The sequence below is a fragment of the Streptomyces sp. NPDC056160 genome, assembly GCF_042268205.1.
GTDB lineage: Bacteria > Actinomycetota > Actinomycetes > Streptomycetales > Streptomycetaceae > Streptomyces.
On sequence record NZ_JBHJUW010000022.1, the window covers coordinates 1 to 16548 of the forward strand.

Sequence of the window (16548 nt, forward strand, 5' to 3'; positions counted from 1 at the left end):
ACCGGGGCCGGGGGTTATCGGTGTGCCCCCGGGGTGCGGGCGGGGGCTCGGACCGACGGGGGGGCCCCGGGGGCGCCCACCCCCCGGGGCCCACCCGTGTCACCACCGTCCTGGCGAGGTCACGCCGCGTTCTCCGCGCGGGCGACCAGGTCCAGGGCGATGTCCGTGATCATGTCCTCCTGTCCGCCGACCATGCCGCGGCGCCCGGCCTCGACAAGGATGCTGCGGGTGTCCAGGCCGTAGCGCGCGGCAGCGGCCTCGGCGTGGCGCAGGAAGCTGGAGTACACGCCGGCGTAGCCCAGGCTGAGGGTCTCGCGGTCGACGCGGACCTCGCGGTCCTGCAGGGGGCGGACGATGTCATCGGCGGCGTCCATCAGCGGGAACAGCTCGCAGCCGTGCTTCCAGCCCATCAGGTCCGCCACCGCGATGAAGGCCTCCAGCGGGCAGTTGCCCGCTCCGGCGCCCTGACCGGCAAGGGACGCGTCCACGCGCCGGACGCCCTCCTCCACCGCGACGACGGAGTTGGCCACTCCGAGGGCGAGGTTGTGGTGGGCGTGGATGCCCAGTTCCGTGGCCGGGTCGAGGACGTCGCGGTATGCGCGGAGGCGGTCCCGGACGCCGTCCATGGTCAGGCGGCCGCCGGAGTCGGTGACGTACACGCAGGTGGCGCCGTAGGACTGCATCAGCTTGGCCTGACGGGCGAGTTCGGCGGGCTCGGCCATGTGGGACATCATCAGGAACCCGGCGACGTCCATGCCCAGCTCGCGGGCGGCGGCGATGTGCTGGGCGGAGATGTCGGCCTCGGTGCAGTGGGTGGCGACGCGCACCGAGCGGATGCCGAGCGCGTACGCCTGCTTGAGGTCGTGGAGGGTGCCGATGCCGGGCAGCAGCAGCGTGGTCGGCACCGCGTGGCGGGTGGCGTCGACGACGGCCTCGATCCACTCCCAGTCGGTGTGGGCGCCGACGCCGTAGTTGATGCTGGAACCGGACAGGCCGTCGCCGTGGGCGATCTCGACCGCGGCCACCCCGGCGGCGTCCAGGGCCGCGGCGATGGTGCGGGCCTGCTCGACGGTGTAGCGGTGCCGGACGGCGTGCATGCCGTCGCGCAGGGTGACGTCCTGGATGTACAGGGCGGGCGGGGTGGCGGAGGTGCCGTTGGTCTCCGTCGCGGTCATCGTGCGGCCCCCTCGGTGGAGCGGTGTGCGGCCATGCGCTCCGCGAGACGCAGCGCGGCCGAGGTCATGATGTCGAGATTTCCGGCGTAGGCCGGAAGGTAGTGGGCGGCGCCCTCGACCTCGAGGAACACCGACACCTTCAGCGCGCCGGCACCGGCGGCCTCGGCGGGCAGCAGGGACCGCAGCGGATCGTCGTCCCCCACCCGGTCGAACTGCACCTTTTGCTTCAGCCGGTAGCCGGGCACGTACGCCTGGACGCGGCCGACCATCTCCTCGATGGAGGCCGTGACCGCCTCGGTGTCGCAGTCGGAGACCAGGCAGTGCACGGTGTCGCGCATGATCAGCGGCGGCTCGGCGGGGTTGAGGATGATGATCGCCTTGCCGCGGGCGGCGCCGCCGACCTGCTCGATCGCCGAGGAGGTGGTCTCGGTGAACTCGTCGATGTTCGCCCGGGTGCCGGGGCCCGCGGAACGGGAGGAGATCGAGGCGACGATCTCACCGTAGTGCACGGGGGTGACGGCGCTGACCGCGGCGACGATCGGGATCGTGGCCTGGCCGCCGCAGGTGACCATGTTGACGTTCGGCGCGTCCAGATGCGCGTCGCCGTTGACGGGCGGGACGACGTAGGGGCCGACGGCCGCCGGTGTGAGGTCGATCAGCGTACGGCCGAGGGGGCGCAGCACCTCCTCGTGGCGCTGGTGGGCGCCGGCGGAGGTCGCGTCGAAGACGATCTCCACGTCCTTGAACTCGTCCATCGCCACCAGGCCGTCGATTCCCTCGTGGGTGGTGGCCACCTTCAGACGGCGGGCGCGGGCCAGACCGTCCGAGGCCGGGTCGATGCCGGCCATCACGGCGATCTCCAGGGTCTCGGAGAGCCGCAGCATCTTGATCATCAGGTCGGTGCCGATGTTGCCAGACCCGATGACCGCCACCTTGGTCCGGGCGTTCGTTCCGCTGCTCACGCGTGGTCTCCTTCTGCTCCTTCGGCGGCGAACCCGACCCGTACGGCGCCCAGGTTCGAGATACGGGCTTCGAACACGTCGCCCGGGGCCGCCACGGCCATCGGGCCCAGGGCCCCGGTCAGCACCAGGTCGCCGGCCCGCAACGGGTCGCCCATGCCGGCGAGGGCCGAGGCCAGCCAGGCGGCGGCGTTGAGGGGGCTGCCGAGGCAGTCGGCGCCGGTGCCCTCGGAGGCCACCTCGCCGTTGCGGGTCATCGTCATCCGTACGGAGCGGAGGTTGACCGCGCTCAGCGGCACCGGCGAGCCGCCCAGGACGTACAGCCCGCAGGAGGCGTTGTCCGCGACGGTGTCGGTGATGGAGATGTCCCAGTCCTTCACCCGGCTGTCGACGATCTCCAGGGCGGGAAGGGCGAAGTCGACGGCGCGCAGCACGTCGACGACGGTGCACTCGCGGTGCGGCAGGTCGCTGCCGAGCACGAGCGCGACTTCCGCCTCCACCTTCGGCTGCAGCAGCCGCCCGGCAGGCACCGCGCCGTCCTCGGGCACGGCCATGTCCGCGAACAGCGCGCCGAAGTCCGGCTGGTCCACGCCGAGCTGCTGCTGGACGGCCCGGGACGTCAGGCCGATCTTGCGGCCGACGATCCGGCGTCCGGCGGCCTGGCCGCGCTGGACGTTCAGGCGCTGCACGATGTAGGCGGTCTCGATGTCGCCGTCGTCGAAGAGCGTGCGCACCGGCGGGCAGGCGGTCCCGGTGCGGGCGGCCTCCGCCAGCGCGTCGGCGGCCTTGACCACCGCCGGTGGGACGGCGTCCGGCGGGACGCGGTCGGGGACGGTCGGCACGGGCTACCTCCAGAGAACGGGTAAGGGGGCGGACGTGGGCTTTCGATGCCCTGTGGCGTCTTCCGGTATAGACACCGGGTCCCCGCTGCGCCAATGTTTGTTCCGTGACACGGAACAACGCTGGCGGCAGCATGCTCGAAAAGGCTGCGCTGATCCTCGAATGCTTCCGCTCGACCGGCGGTCCTTACCGTCTGTCGGAACTTTCGGAACGCACGGCCCTGCCCAAGCCGACGGTGCACCGCCTGGCGGCGGACCTCGTGCGCCTGGGGTGGCTGGAGCGCTCGGGCGCTCACTACCGGCTCGGCGCGAAGCTGTTCGAGCTCGGCTCGCTGGTACCGCGCCGCCGCGATCTGCGCGAGGCGGCCCTGCCCTTCCTGCAGGATCTCTTCGAGGCAACCCGCGAGACCATCCACCTCGGGGTCCGCGAGGGCCTGGAGGTCGTCTACCTCGAGCGCATCCACGGCCACGACGCTCTGCAACTGCCCTCCCGCATCGGCGGCAGCCTGCCCCTGACCTGCACCGCGGTGGGCAAGGCGCTGCTGGCCTTCTCCGGGACCGAGCTGACCGAGGAGGTGCTGTCGGGGCCGCTGCCGAGCCTCACCCCGTACTCGATCAACGACCCGGCACGGCTGCGCATGGCACTGGAGAAGACCCAGGTGTCGGGCCTGGCCTACGAGGAGCAGGAGGCCGCACCGGGCGTGAGCTGCATCGCGGCCCCGGTGTTCGCGGGCGGCACGGCCGTGGCGGCCCTCTCGGTGGCGGTGCCCCGCTCGCGTTTCCGCCCCGCCCAACTGGCTCCGGCGGTACGGACGGCCGCCCTGGGCCTGTCCCGCGTCCTGCGCGGAGGCATCTGACTGCGGCCCGCTCACGGCCGGCTGCTCAGGCCGGCTCTGCCGGGAAAGCGCGCGGACGGCCAGTACGAACGCCGGTTCCCGGGTCCTCTCGGGTCAACGCGACGGCATTGAAGGGCCGGGTACGCTGTCGGCCATGCGGGTAAAGGCTGCGGCATGATCGACGGTCTCGAACGGGCCGTGCGGATGCTGGATCTCTTCTCTTCCGACGCTCCCGAGTGGACGGTCAGCGACGTGTGCCGCGCACTCGACCTGCCCAAGACGACCGTCTGGGACTACATGCAGAGCATGGCCGCTCTCGGTCTTCTGCGTCGCACGGGGCGCGGCCGCTACCGGCTCGGGTGGCACTCCTTCCAGCTGGGACTCCGCGCGCGGATGACCTCGGAGATCTCCGGTCCGGCCTGGTCGGAGATGCGCGCCCTGGTCGACACTCACCACGAGACGGTTCAGCTGGCGTCCCGCTACCGCAGCGAGGTCGTCTACCTGGAGAAGATCGCACCCTCCACCGGGGTCCGAGTCAACGCGACGCGCGTGGGCGAACGGCTCCCGGCGCACTGCACAGCGGTCGGCAAGGTGCTGCTGGCCTATCTCTCCCCTCGTGAGCTCCGAACCCTCTACGGCGAGCCGCGGCCCCTCACCGATCGTTCCATCAGCTCGTTCTCGGTGCTGGAGACGGAACTGTCCTCGGTTCGTGAGCGCGGGTACGCGTGGGACGTCGAGGAAGCCGTCGAGGGCATGTGCTGTGTCGCCGCACCGATCAGCAACCGGCACGGCGACGTGTCGTGGGCGCTGAGTCTGAGCTTCCTCGAGTACCGGCTGCCCACCCACGGGGAGGAGTACGCCCGCGCCGTGGTCGAGGCGGCTCGGCGGCTCTCCGAGCACGCACCGTGACTCGCCCCGCCGAGCCGGCCGCCTGCTGAGAGACGGCGCATCGGCGGCTGTTCGGCTGAGCCGAACAACGCGTTGTCGGCAGATGTGAGCCGGGTTACGGTCGCGGAAACACCGCCCCCCTCGTGGATCCCAGGCTTGGTCCGCACTGGCCGCGCTATCCACGCAAGCCGTAATTGCGCCGAAGCGCTCCATGTTCTCCAGTGCGACCCCGGTTCAATGCAATGGAGCTTTCCCGATGACGAACGTAAGCAACAAGGCGAGTCGACGGATCGGAATCGACATCGGAGGTACTTTCACCGATCTCTTCGTGATCGAAGGGAACGGCGAGTCTCGCATCTACAAGTCCCCGACCACCCCGCACGACCCTTCCGTCGGCCTGCTGAACGGGTTGACCAAAGCGGCCGACAGCTTCGGTGAGTCGTTGGAGGACTTTCTCGGCGGGGTGGCCACGATCGTGCACGGCACGACGATCGCGACCAACGCCGTCCTGACTCGTCAGGGGGCGAAGACGGGCTTCGTCACGACGCACGGCTTCCGTGACCTGCTGAACATGCGCCGCGGCATCCGGGAGCGTCAGAACGACTCCAAGTACGCGCCCCCGGTTCCGCTCGTCCCCCGGGATCTCATCGCCACGGTCCGCGAACGCATCGACGTGTCCGGCAACGAGATCACCGCGCTGAACGAGGAGGACGTGCGTGCGGCAGCGCGTCAATTCCGCGAGCAGGGCGTCGAGGCGGTCGCGGTCTCCTATCTGTGGTCCTTCCTGGATGCCGCTCACGAACAGCGCACCGCGGAAATCCTGCGCGAGGAACTCCCCGGCGTCTTCGTTACGATATCCAGCGATGTCGTGCCCCAGATCCGCGCCTACGAGCGACACAGCACCACGGTCCTGAACGCCTTCGTGGGACCGAAGCTGCAGAATTACCTGGCGAATATCAAGCAGCAGCTGGCGGACCGCGGATTCGGCGGAACCCTGCTCATCGTGCAGTCCAACGGCGGTGTGATGTCGCCCGAGATCGCCAGTGAGTCGGCGGTCAACGCCCTCATGTCCGGTCCGGCGGCCGCGCCGGGGGCGGCCCTGCAGTACGCCCGTCGGCACGGCTCCGAGGACGTCATCGCCGTCGACATGGGAGGCACGAGTTTCGACGTCGCGCTGGTGCGTGGCGGCGAGTCGCTGCTGACCAGCGACAGCGAGATCGGCGGATACCGCGTTGCCCTGCCCATGCTGGACATCCACACCGTGGGTGCGGGCGGCGGCTCGCTGGTGTGGGTGGACTCGGGCGGCATCCTCCGGGTCGGTCCGCAGAGCGCCACCGCCAACCCGGGTCCCGCCTGCTACGGCCGCGGTGGTGTGAACCCCACGACCACCGATGCGGACCTCCTCATGGGCTACCTGAACCCGGACATGTTCGGGGACGGTGCGTTCACCCTGGACGTGAAAGCGTCCCGTACGGCCGTCGAGGAGAAGGTCGCCAAGCCGCTCGGCCTGTCGGTCACCGAAGCGGTCGAGGGCATCTACCGCGTGGTGAACGCGACCATGGCCGAAGCCGTCAGCGCCGTCTCGGTCAAGCGCGGTATCGACCCCCGGGAGTTCACCATGGTGGTCGCCGGCGGCGCCGGCCCGATCCACGCCGTGCCGATCGCGCAGGAACTCGGGATCAACCGCATCGTCGTCCCCCGCGAGTCGTCGGTGTTCTGCGCCGTCGGCACCCTTCTGACCGACCTCAAGCACCTGTACGCGCGCACCTTCGTCTCGGACGTGGACTCCCTGGATCTGGGCCGGGTCAGCGAGCTGTACCGGGAGATGCGGGACGAAGCCGTCGAGACGCTCCGCTCGGAGAACGTGACGGACGACGCGATCGACCTGGTCTTCAGCGCCGACGTGCGGTACATCGGCCAGTTCACCGAGATCGAGGTCCCGGTGACCTTCAACGGGGAACTCACCCGGGAGGCGCTCAAGCAGCTGGTCATCGACTTCGAGGAGAGGCACGAGGCCCTCAACGGCTACTCCATGCCGGGGCAGGCCACCGAGCTGATCAACGTGCGCCTGACCGCGCTGGGCCGCACCGCCAAGCCCGCCCTGAAGGACTACGCCTCCGCGGGCGAGGACCCCTCCGCCGCGCGCAAGGGCACCCGTGAGGCGATCTTCTCCGGGTCGCCCGTCCAGACCGACGTCTACGACGGCCTCGCCCTGCGCCGTGACAACCGCATCCTGGGCCCCGCGATCATCGAACAGCCCACCACCACCGTCGTCCTCATCGAGGGCTACGTCATGACAGTGGACGCGCAGGGCAACTACGTCATCGAGCCGGCGAAGTGACCGGACTGAAGGGAATTCGTACGATGGCACAGACGCACCCCACGTCCAATCCCATTCTCGTGGCCGTGATCGGCAGCGCCCTGGACGGCATCACCAGCGAGATGGGCCAGACTATGCTGCGCACGTCGCGCTCGCCGATTTTCGTGGAAGCCCGCGACTTCGCGACTTCCCTCTTCGCCGCAGACGGCCGGCTGCTCGCCCAGACCCACTACATTCCCGTCATCGGCGGGGCGACGCCGTTCGCCCTGCGCGCCATCGCGGAGTTCTTCGGCGACGACGTGAACGACGGCGACATCTTCATCCACAACGACCCGTTCAACGGCGGCTCGCACCTGCCGGACATCACCATCGCCCGGCCGGTCTTCTGGGACGGCGAGCTCGTCTTCTGGGCGACGACCAAGGGGCACAACGTCGACGTCGGCGGCGGCGGTGTCGTCGGGTTCAACCCCAAAGCCCAGGACGTCCTGGAGGAGGGTATCCGCATCCCCCCTGCCCGCGTCGTCGAGAAGGGCCGGCTGCGGCGTGACACTTGGGAGCTCATCCTCTCCAACGTGCGGATGCGCGCCCTGGTGGAGAGCGTGCTCAACTGCCAGATCGGCGCCACCGCGATCGGCGAGCGGCGGCTGAAGGCACTCCTGGAGAAGTACGGACGGCAGACCATCAGCGAGGCCACCGACGAGCTGCTGCAGGCGAGCGCACGCCAGGTCCGCGCCGCGATCGCCGAGATACCCGACGGCGAGTACAGCGCCGACTCCCTGATCGACAACGACGGCATCGACAAGGACCGGTCCTACCGGATCGCCCTGACGGTCAAGGTCGACGGCGAGCACCTCACCTTCGATTTCAGCGACAGCGACGAGCAGGCCAAGGGCTTCATCAACAGCACGATCGCCAACACCGTCTCCTCGGCCCACCTGGCCCTGTTCGGCTGCATCGACCCGGACATCCGCTACAACGCCGGTGCGATCGAACCGATCGACGTCATCGCCCCCGCCGGCTCCATCACGCATCCCGACGACCCGGCGCCCGTCGCCGCGTGCACCGTCCCGACCTGTGAGGCCATCGCCTCAGCGGTCTGGGTGGCTCTCTCCCAGGCCATTCCCAACCGCGCCCACGCCGGCTGGGCCCGCTGGTGCACGCCCGCCACGATGGGGACGAACCCCCGCACCGGGCGTCACTTCGGCGACCTGCACTTCCTGGGCAAGGGCGGCAGCGGTGCCACCGAGGGCTTCGACGGCTGGGACCACCTCTCCCCCTCGAACACCCTGGGCGGACTGCGCACTCCGGACCCCGAGCTGCACGAGCTGGACACGCCGTACCTGCTGGAGGAGCTCGAGTACCTGCCCGACAGCGCCGGCGCCGGCCAGTGGCGCGGCGGTCTCGGCGTGCGTTACCGGTGGCGGATCCTGGCCGACGACATCGCCTGCGCCACCTACGGCAGCGGCTTCATGCCGGAGACCGCGCCCGTGGGCCTGCTCGGCGGCAAGCCCGGCATCGTCCAGAGCCTCACGCTGACCCGCGCCGGCGCCGAGCCGGTCGAGGTCGACTCCAACTCGTTCTACACCCTCAACAAGGGCGATGTCTTCGAGGTCATCGCGAGCGGTGGCGGCGGCTTCGGCGACCCGCATCTGCGTCCCGCCGAGCTGGTGTTGCGCGACGTCCGGGAAGGCGTGGTCTCGATCGACGCGGCCCGCACCGACTACGGCGTCGACATCGACCCGGACACCCTGGAGATCCGTCAGGACGAGACCCGGGCACTGCGCGCCGCGGGCTGACCACCGCACCCCATCCTCCTTTCGAGCAGCAAAGGAAGTCTCACCATGGCCAACATCAGCCTCGCCGTGGCCGCGAGCCACGCTCCGGGCCTGGTCGGCATGTTCGATCAGGCTCCCCGAGAGTCACAACAGGTGGTCAGCTCCGCCTACGGTTCGCTGGCACGGCAGATCCGTGAGGCCGATCTCGATCTGATCATCATGGTGGCCAACGACCACATGGCGAACAATCGGATCCGCGAATACCCGGATTTCATCGTCGGCATGGCACCCGAACACCGCGGCCCGGCCGAATTCTTCAAGGACTGGCTGGCGTGCGGCGAATACGCCGTTCCGGGTCGCCCGGACATCGCCGAAAAGATCTTCAACGGTCTGAACCGGCGGGGCGTGCATGTCTCCGCGACCCGCGAGAACCTCAACTTCGACGACAACATCTCGGTTCCGGTGGTGAAGACCGAGATCGAGGCCAGCGGCGTTCCGATCATCCCCATCCTTCAGAACGTCACCGTCCCCCCCTTCCCCGATCAGCACCGCTGCTATGAGATCGGTCAGCAGCTGGCCGGTCTCATCGAGAACGATCTGCCGTCCGACCTGCGCGTCGGCCTCTTCGCCACCGGCGGCATGAGCCACGAGCCCGGAGGTGTCCGGGACTTCTGGATCGACGAGGACTTCGACAACTGGTTCCTCGGCCTGCTCGGCAACGGAGACCACGACAAGGTCCTGGCCGAGGTCACCCTGCAGCGGCTGGAGGAGGCCGGCAGCGGCGGCACCGGAGAGCTGCTCAGCTGGATCCTCGTCATGGGAGCGATCGGCGAGCGGCCCTGCAACGTCCTCGGCTACACCGCCTGGGACAAGTGGCGCTGCGGCATCGGTGCCGTCAGCTGGGACATGACCTCGGCGCCCGCCGGACGCTGAAGAGGAGATCGCCATGAGTCTGCAAAGCATCAACCGAGCCTTGGTCTCTCACGATCTGGTGCAGGACCTCAAGTGGAACGCCGACCTGCGCCAGGAGTTCGAGAAGGACGAGTCGTCCGTACTCGACCGCTACGACCTGACCCCGGCCGAACGCACCGCCATCGAGGAACGGGACTTCCGTACCCTCTATGACCTCGGGTTCCACCCCTACCTCGGGGCACAGTTCGCCCGGATCCTCTTCGCCAACAACAAGTCCGGCGCCACCAGCGCTGTCCAGCATCTGCTGGCCTCGATCCGTCAGGAACGGGTGCCGGACCGCAGCGAAGCGAGCGACGCGTGACCCGCAGCTCCGCCTGCCCGGCCCCGGCTGACTCGCCGGGGCCGGGGGGCCGCGTCCACGACCTGCCTGCCGCACCGGACACCGTTCGAGTCGGGGTGATCGATCCGGCCGCGCCGTCGGTGCTCACGGTCGACCCCGGTGACGAGGTCACCCTGTCGACCTGGGGGCACTGGGGCGACCGGGTAACGCCGGAGACCGTCATGGAGGACTTCCCGGCCCTCCGAGCGGCCTTCCCGGACGCTCTCGGTCCCCACTCCCTCACCGGCCCCATCCATGTGCGCGGAGCGCGTCCCGGCGACACCTTGGTGGTGGACGTGCTGGCGCTCACACCCGCAGCACACGGATTCAACCTGGTGGTGGCCCAGCCCCGGGGCAGTGGCGTGCTCCGCGACCGGTTCCCCGCCGGAATGATCCGCCACTTCCAGCTGGACCGCAGCACCATGACCACCACCCTCGGTGGCAAGGTGAGCGTGCCCCTCAAGCCGTTCCTCGGCATCATGGGGGTGGCGCCGGCCGACGACGGTCCGCGGAGCACGGTGGAGCCCGGCTGCTTCGGCGGCAACATGGACCTGTCCGAACTCGTCGTCGGCTCCCGTCTCAGGCTGCCCGTCTTCCGGGACGGCGCCGGCTTCTACTGCGGTGACGGCCACGCTGTCCAAGGGGACGGCGAAGTGAACCAGACGGCCATCGAAACCGGCATGGACCATGTCCGGTTGCGGTTCACGGTGGAACCGGGGGCGCGGCTGCGCACTCCCCGGGCCGAGACCGGGACTCATTTCATCTCCACCGGTTTCGGGACGAACCTCGAGGCCGCCGCCCATGACGCGGTGGACGATCTGGTGAACTGGCTGGCCGAGGAAGGACTCGATCCGGACGAGGCCTACAGCCTCTGCTCCATCGCTGCGAATGTCCGCGTGACCCAGATGGTGAACAACGTCGTGGGCGTGCACGCCGTCATCGAGAAGCTCACCCGCCGGCCATGACCGCCGCCCCGGCCGGTGCAGGACAGCACAGTGAAAGGAATGCCGATGACCGGCATCGATATCCCCGAATACCGGACCAACGCCTTCTTCGGTCTCGAAGACAAGTGGTTGCCCACCGCTGACGGCGAGCTCACCCACTACCACGAGCTCGGCGAAGGGACCCCGATCCTCTACCTGCACGGCTCGGGGACCGGCGTCACCGCCGCCGCGAACTGGTGGCTGAACCTGCCTCACCTCGCAGAACAGGGGCGTTGCATCGCCATCGACTCCATCGGCTACGGCCAGAGTGTCGTGAAACCGGGCACCGCGTACGGGATCCGGGAGTGGGGCCGGCACGCGTTGCGCGTCCTGGACGCGTTGGGCATCGACAAAACCTGGATCGTCGGCAATTCGATCGGCGGCTGGGTCGCCCTGCAACTCGCCATCGACGCACCCGAACGTCTCCTGGGCATCGTCTCGATGGGCACCGGAGGCGCGAAGAAGACCGCGGCGCTGGCCGGCCACGCCAAGCCCGAACTGTCGCCGGCCGGCATCCGCCGCACCCTGGAGCAGTTCGTCGTGGACAAGGACCTGGTCACCGACGAACTGGTCAACCTGCGCTACCAGGCGGCCCTGAACGACAGCGCGTCGAGCCGACTGCAGGAGGTCGTCGCAGCCCGCGACCGAGACAGGGACGTGCTGCCGCTCGACCTCGACGCGCTCTCGAAGCTGGAGATGCCCGTGCTGCTGATCCACGGGATGCAGGACGTGGTCATCCCGGTCTCGCGGACCTGGGAACTCCTGAACACCATCCCGAACGCCGACGCACACCTCTTCAGCCAGTGCGGCCACTGGTCCCAGGTCGAACGCGCCGAGGAGTTCAACGAGGTGGTCGGTCAGTACCTCCGCAGGCACGCGGGCCGCTGATCGCAGCGTGCGCTCCACATCGCCCTGCCTGCCCCGCCCGACAGGGCGAGTCGAATCCGTTGGTTCATCGCACGTCCGTGCGGGACATCAGCCTGTGTCCGACCACGGGCTGATCGCTGCCGGGCCCACGACGAGAGGCGCTTGCCGACCCGGGGTGATGGAGTTCCGACGCTTCCATGGCCCTCGAGCGGCACAGCACCTCTCGTGTGCGATTCTCCCACGCCCCAGCTACTCCCCGTCGCCTGCTTCACCCCGTCCTCTCTGCACCGGGAGCAGTCATGTGTGAGCTGGAAGTCTCCGATATCGAAAGCAGTCATTCACCGGCCGTGGTGGAGCGGCGACGCCTCCTGCGGGGCGCCGGCGGAACCCTGGCGGTGGCCGGCCTGCTGGGAGCGGGCCTGGCCACGCCGGCGTCCGCCGCGCCACTGCGGTCCGCCAAGCGGGCCGACGCGGAGCTGATCCCCCTGGGCACCCAGGCCGGGCCCCGGTGGAGCCCGACCGTACGGGCATCGCGACTGCGCTGGTCGTCGACGGCGCGACATACCTGATCGACTGCGGCCGCGGCTCCACGACCCAGTACATGCGGGCCGGCCTGAGGTTCGACGACCTCAGGGCCATCTTCCTCACCCACCTGCACGCCGACCACGTGGCCGACTACTACAACTTCTTCCTGCTGGCCGGGGGACTGCCGAACAGCCGCAACGACGTCATCACGACCCCGGTCCCCGTCTACGGGCCCGGCCCCGCCGGGGCCCTGCCGGCCAAGTTCGGCGGCGGCCAGGCACCCAGGTTTCCGCACGTCTGGCCCCATCGGCTCCGCTACAGCTTTTCGATGAGGACCCTCGAATGTCACCGGGTACTACCGGCAAGCCGCGAAACTCGTGCGGGACACCGACGCAGACGCCGCTCTCGTCTTCTGCCTCACCAAGGCCGACCCACCGCTCGTGCTGCGCGATTTGCTCAGTCACTCAACAGTTTTGACCACGGAAGCGTACCTCCGCCGCCTGGGCACTACCCGCATCTACCGGCAGGCATACGATGGCGCCTGGGGCAGCCGCCGGCCTGACCGACGAGGCCGCGGCCGACCGCGAAGCGGACGCCGAGTTCACCGATGACATTCAGGACGGGGACCTCTGATGCCGACCATGCTCATCGACGAACCACTCGGCATCACCTGCGTGTTCAGCAACAGCACGACATTCCCTCGGGAACTCCACCACGGTTCACCTTGACCTGACGAGCCGAGGCCAGTAGTCGAACGAGGTCTGTTGACCTTACGCAGCCCGGTTGGCGACACAAGCACGTGCGCACCGAGCAGCGGACACCGGCCGCTACCTCATCGAGCGGGGGCTGCAGCTCGGCCGGTCCAAGGACGACCCCTCACCGTGCGGTCGCGATATGGTGATGCAGAGTGTGCAAGTCGCATGCAGACAGAGGAGCGGCATGGTTACTCGGGCGACCGACGCGGGGACGAACCAGAGTGTGGAACGAGCCGTCGCGGTGCTGCGCGCGCTGGATTCGGGGCGGGTCGAGCTGCGGGTGTCCGACGTCGCCGAACTGACCGGGCTGGGTTCCTCCACGGCGTCCCGGCTGCTGTCCACCCTGGAGCGGCTCGACATGGTCGAGCGGGATCCGGTGAGCAGTCTGTACCGGCTGAGCCTCGGCACGCTGCCGCTCGCCGCGACCGCCGTCAACCGGCATCCGGTCCACCGCGCGGCGCGCATGGTGCTGCAGGAGCTGGCCGCGCGGACGGGGCTCGGCGCGAATGTCGCCGTGCGCCGCGGGGACGTGCTGATGTTCCTGTGCAATTTCGAGGGGGCGCGTGCCCCGAAGTCGTACACGCAGGCCGGGCACACCGCGCCGCTGCACGCCACGGGTATCGGCAAGTGCCTGCTGTCCGGGCTGTCTCCCGAGGAGCGGCGCAAGCTGCTGGCCGAACCGCTCGAGGCGCACACGGAGTTCACCACCGTCAGCCACGACCTGCTCGACGAGGAGCTCGCGGCCGTGCGCCGGAGCGGGTACGCCGTCGAGGCCGAGGAACGGGCGCTGGGCCGGGCCTCGCTTGCCGCGCCGGTGCGCGACGCGTCGGGCGAGTTGGTCGCCGCGATCTCGCTGTGGGGGCCGACGTCCGTGCTCGGCGGGCAGGCCGCGCAGGGGGTTCCCGAGGCGCGGACGGCGCTGGCGCGTGAGGTGATCGAGGCGGCGGACGTCGTCAGCCAGGCGCTGGGCGCCGTGTGAATCGGCCCGGCCGGCCCGTCAGCGGAGTGGCCGGCCGGGTCGGGGACTTACTCCCCGTACGCCTTCAACGCGACGACGTGGGCGTGCCGGGCGCCGTGCGTCGCGTCCACCCTCAGCCGCAGGGCGCTCGTGCGTACCGGGGTGTCCGGGCGGTGGATGCGGTGGCGGCGGCGGTTGCCGGTCACGGCCAGCAGGGTGTGCCAGGTGCCGTCGGGTGCGAGGGCCTGGATGCGGTAGTCGCGGACGAGTTCCGGCATGACCTCGAACGGGGTGCGGTGGCGGTGCAGGTTGTTGAGGTACTCGTCGACGTCGTCGTCGAACACCACGCGTACTTCGGCCAGTTGCTGCTCGTGGTCCCAGTCCAGGCGCAACCATTCGTCGGCCCGCTCGGGGTCGGTCAGCGGCTGTGAGGACCACATCTGGGGGCCTGCGTAGGGGCGTTGGAAACCGCCGACGGCCCGTTCGGGGGTGAAGGCGCGGGTCTCGGGGGCGGTCCGGAAGCAGAACGTGTGGCGGCGCAGCCCGCGGGCCTGCCATTCCAGGACCAGCTGACCCTCCTCCTCGGGGATGTCATGGTCGACGGCCGCGTCACCGTCGGCCTTGCGGCGCAGGGCGAGGACGCCGTCGACGCGTTCGGGGAGCAGGACCAGCGCGGTTTCGGGGCAGGCGCGGACGATCAGGACGGCGTTGCCGGGGGTGTCCGGGCGGTGGTCGAGGCGGGCGGTGACCCAGTGGGGGCCGCCCGGCGGGACCGTCACGGTGGTGGTGGACAGGTGGTCGACCGGGACGGCGTTCTCGGGGCGCCCTGTGCCCCACAGTTCCACCGTGAGGTCCCGGCGGTCGTCGAGGGCGCCGTGGACGAGCAGGTCAACCGTGTCGAGTGCGGGGTCCACCGGCAGTAGGAGGGCGAGGTCGCGGGTGAGCGGGTACGGCTCGCCGGGCGTGGCCGGTGTCGGCTCGGCGGCGAGGCGGTTCAGGTGGGAGGAGGCGCTGACGCGGGCTGCGCGGGCGAGGTCGGCGGGGTCGTCGTCGCGTATGCCGATGACCGAGGCGTCCTGCTTGAGCAGCGTGCGGCGTACCTTCTCGGGGTGCTTGTGGGCCAGCTCTCGCGCGGTCAGGCCTTCGGTGACGCAGAGCGCGGCGGCGGTCCCGGCGGCCTCGCCGAGCGTGGCGCAGGTCGCCATCACGCGGGTGGCGCCGAAAGCGATGTGGGTGGCGGAGATGTTGCGGCCGGCGAACAGCAGGTTGGTGACGTTCGCCGAGTACAGACAGCGCAGCGGGATGTGGAAGACGCCGTCTGCGTAGCGCTGGCGCGCGCCGGGCTCGTCGGCGTACATGCCCTGGACGGGGTGGAGGTCCACGGACCAGCCGCCGAAGGCGACCCGGTCCTCGAACGGCCGCTGCTGAAGGATGTCCTGCTGGGTCAGGACGTAGTCGCCGACGAAGCGCCGGTACTCACGCTTGCCGGGGATGCTGCCGACCCATTCCAGGGTGAGGTTCGCGGCGTCGGGGAACTCACCCGAGTTCTTGATGTGGTCCCAGATGCCCATGACGACGGCCTGGAGTTCGTCGCGGATGCGCTCGTTGTCGTGGACGGTGTCGAGCTCGCCGCCCCATTCGATCCACCAGTAGTCGCAGCCGTTGTCGCCGGTGCGCAGGACGCGGTTGCGCAGGATCGGCGTGGCCGACAGGTCCTTGGCGTGGGCGGGCGGTACGAACTTGACCGGGCGGCCCGCGTCCTTGGTGTGGAAGAGGATCGTCGAGCCGAGCAGCGCCTCGTCGGCCTCTTGAGGGGCCCAGGGCTCGTCGTGCTCGGAGCGTGCCTCGCGGCCGGTGCGGTGGCGGGCGCCCGCGAGATGGCCGAGCAGGCCGTCGCCGGTGCAGTCGAGGAACTGGCGTGCGTGGAAGGTGATGCGGCGTTCCGATCCCATCATCCAGCCGGTGCATGAGTGCACCTCGCGTGCATCATACGGGCCGCTGGCGTCGACCTCGCGGACGTCGGTGTTCAGGTACAGGTCTAGGAGCGGTTCGGCGAGGACCGTGTCGAGGACGACCTGGTCCCAGTAGTACGGGTTGCCTTCGGGGTTGCGGTACTGGTTCTCGGTATAGAGCTCGCCCATGATGCCGCTCTCGCGCGCCCACCGGTGCACCCCGTGTGCGGTGGCCCCGCACACCCATACGCGCACTTCGCTGCTGGCGTTCCCGCCCAGGACGGGCCGGTTGTGGACCAGGGCGACGCGGCGCCCGAGCCGGGCGGCGGCGACGGCCGCGCACGTTCCCGCGAGTCCGCCGCCGATAACGGCGATGTCATAGTGGGCCTCTTCTTCCCGCACGGTGCGGCCTCCTCGATGTGTGA

The 16548-nt window shown here is 69.7% G+C and carries 15 protein-coding genes; 11 read left to right on the top strand and 4 right to left on the bottom strand.

Annotated features, from left to right (window positions below; all coding sequences use genetic code 11):
• Positions 1-119: 119 nt before the first annotated feature.
• The 3 genes from dmpG to ACFC02_RS10760 are packed head-to-tail and all read right to left on the bottom strand — an operon-like array spanning position 120 to position 2976.
• Positions 120-1175, bottom strand: a complete 1056-nt coding sequence (dmpG, locus tag ACFC02_RS10750; protein ID WP_376355116.1) for a 4-hydroxy-2-oxovalerate aldolase — start codon at positions 1173-1175, stop codon at positions 120-122.
• Entirely contained in the window at positions 1172-2137 is a 966-nt protein-coding gene (locus ACFC02_RS10755) for an acetaldehyde dehydrogenase (acetylating) (protein ID WP_376355118.1), read from the bottom strand. Before ACFC02_RS10755 ends, dmpG begins: the two co-directional genes overlap by 4 nt.
• Positions 2134-2976: a 2-keto-4-pentenoate hydratase gene (locus tag ACFC02_RS10760; protein WP_376355120.1), complete on the bottom strand. Its 843-nt coding sequence runs from the start codon at positions 2974-2976 to the stop codon at positions 2134-2136. The genes ACFC02_RS10755 and ACFC02_RS10760 overlap by 4 nt, the downstream gene beginning before the upstream one ends.
• 131 nt (positions 2977-3107) lie before the next feature.
• On the opposite strand from ACFC02_RS10760, the gene ACFC02_RS10765 reads away from it, so the two are divergent.
• The 11 genes from ACFC02_RS10765 (at position 3108) to ACFC02_RS10815 (ending at position 14192) form a co-directional block, all read left to right on the top strand.
• A complete protein-coding gene (locus tag ACFC02_RS10765; protein ID WP_376355122.1) occupies positions 3108-3830 on the top strand; it encodes an IclR family transcriptional regulator in 723 nt (240 codons plus the stop codon).
• A gap of 153 nt (positions 3831-3983) precedes the next feature.
• Entirely contained in the window at positions 3984-4718 is a 735-nt protein-coding gene (locus ACFC02_RS10770) for an IclR family transcriptional regulator (protein ID WP_376355124.1), read from the top strand.
• Between the two features lie 235 nt (positions 4719-4953).
• On the top strand, positions 4954-7038 hold the full coding sequence (locus ACFC02_RS10775) for a hydantoinase/oxoprolinase family protein (protein ID WP_376355126.1): 2085 nt from the start codon (positions 4954-4956) through the stop codon (positions 7036-7038).
• 23 nt (positions 7039-7061) lie between these two features.
• On the top strand, positions 7062-8813 hold the full coding sequence (locus ACFC02_RS10780; protein ID WP_376355128.1) for a hydantoinase B/oxoprolinase family protein: 1752 nt from the start codon (positions 7062-7064) through the stop codon (positions 8811-8813).
• 45 nt (positions 8814-8858) lie between these two features.
• Positions 8859-9725, top strand: coding sequence for a hypothetical protein (locus tag ACFC02_RS10785; RefSeq protein WP_376355130.1), 867 nt, complete (start codon positions 8859-8861; stop codon positions 9723-9725).
• A 13-nt stretch (positions 9726-9738) separates the two neighbouring features.
• Positions 9739-10065: an extradiol ring-cleavage dioxygenase gene (locus tag ACFC02_RS10790; protein ID WP_376355132.1), complete on the top strand. Its 327-nt coding sequence runs from the start codon at positions 9739-9741 to the stop codon at positions 10063-10065.
• Positions 10066-10160: 95 nt separating this feature from the next.
• A complete protein-coding gene (locus ACFC02_RS10795; protein WP_376355134.1) occupies positions 10161-11048 on the top strand; it encodes an acetamidase/formamidase family protein in 888 nt (295 codons plus the stop codon).
• A gap of 45 nt (positions 11049-11093) precedes the next feature.
• On the top strand, positions 11094-11954 hold the full coding sequence (locus ACFC02_RS10800; protein WP_376355136.1) for an alpha/beta fold hydrolase: 861 nt from the start codon (positions 11094-11096) through the stop codon (positions 11952-11954).
• 278 nt (positions 11955-12232) lie between these two features.
• Positions 12233-12502 (top strand): hypothetical protein, encoded by a 270-nt coding sequence (locus ACFC02_RS10805; RefSeq protein ID WP_376355138.1) that lies wholly within the window; start codon positions 12233-12235, stop codon positions 12500-12502.
• Positions 12503-12534: 32 nt separating this feature from the next.
• Positions 12535-13020, top strand: coding sequence for a hypothetical protein (locus tag ACFC02_RS10810; protein ID WP_376355241.1), 486 nt, complete (start codon positions 12535-12537; stop codon positions 13018-13020).
• 377 nt (positions 13021-13397) lie between these two features.
• Positions 13398-14192, top strand: a complete 795-nt coding sequence (locus tag ACFC02_RS10815) for an IclR family transcriptional regulator (RefSeq protein ID WP_376355140.1) — start codon at positions 13398-13400, stop codon at positions 14190-14192.
• 47 nt (positions 14193-14239) lie between these two features.
• On the opposite strand, the gene ACFC02_RS10820 is transcribed toward ACFC02_RS10815, so the two are convergent.
• Positions 14240-16525 carry an FAD-dependent oxidoreductase gene (locus ACFC02_RS10820; RefSeq protein WP_376355142.1) on the bottom strand — a complete coding sequence of 762 codons (2286 nt, stop codon included), beginning with the start codon at positions 16523-16525 and terminating at the stop codon, positions 14240-14242.
• Between the last annotated feature and the right edge of the window lie 23 nt (positions 16526-16548).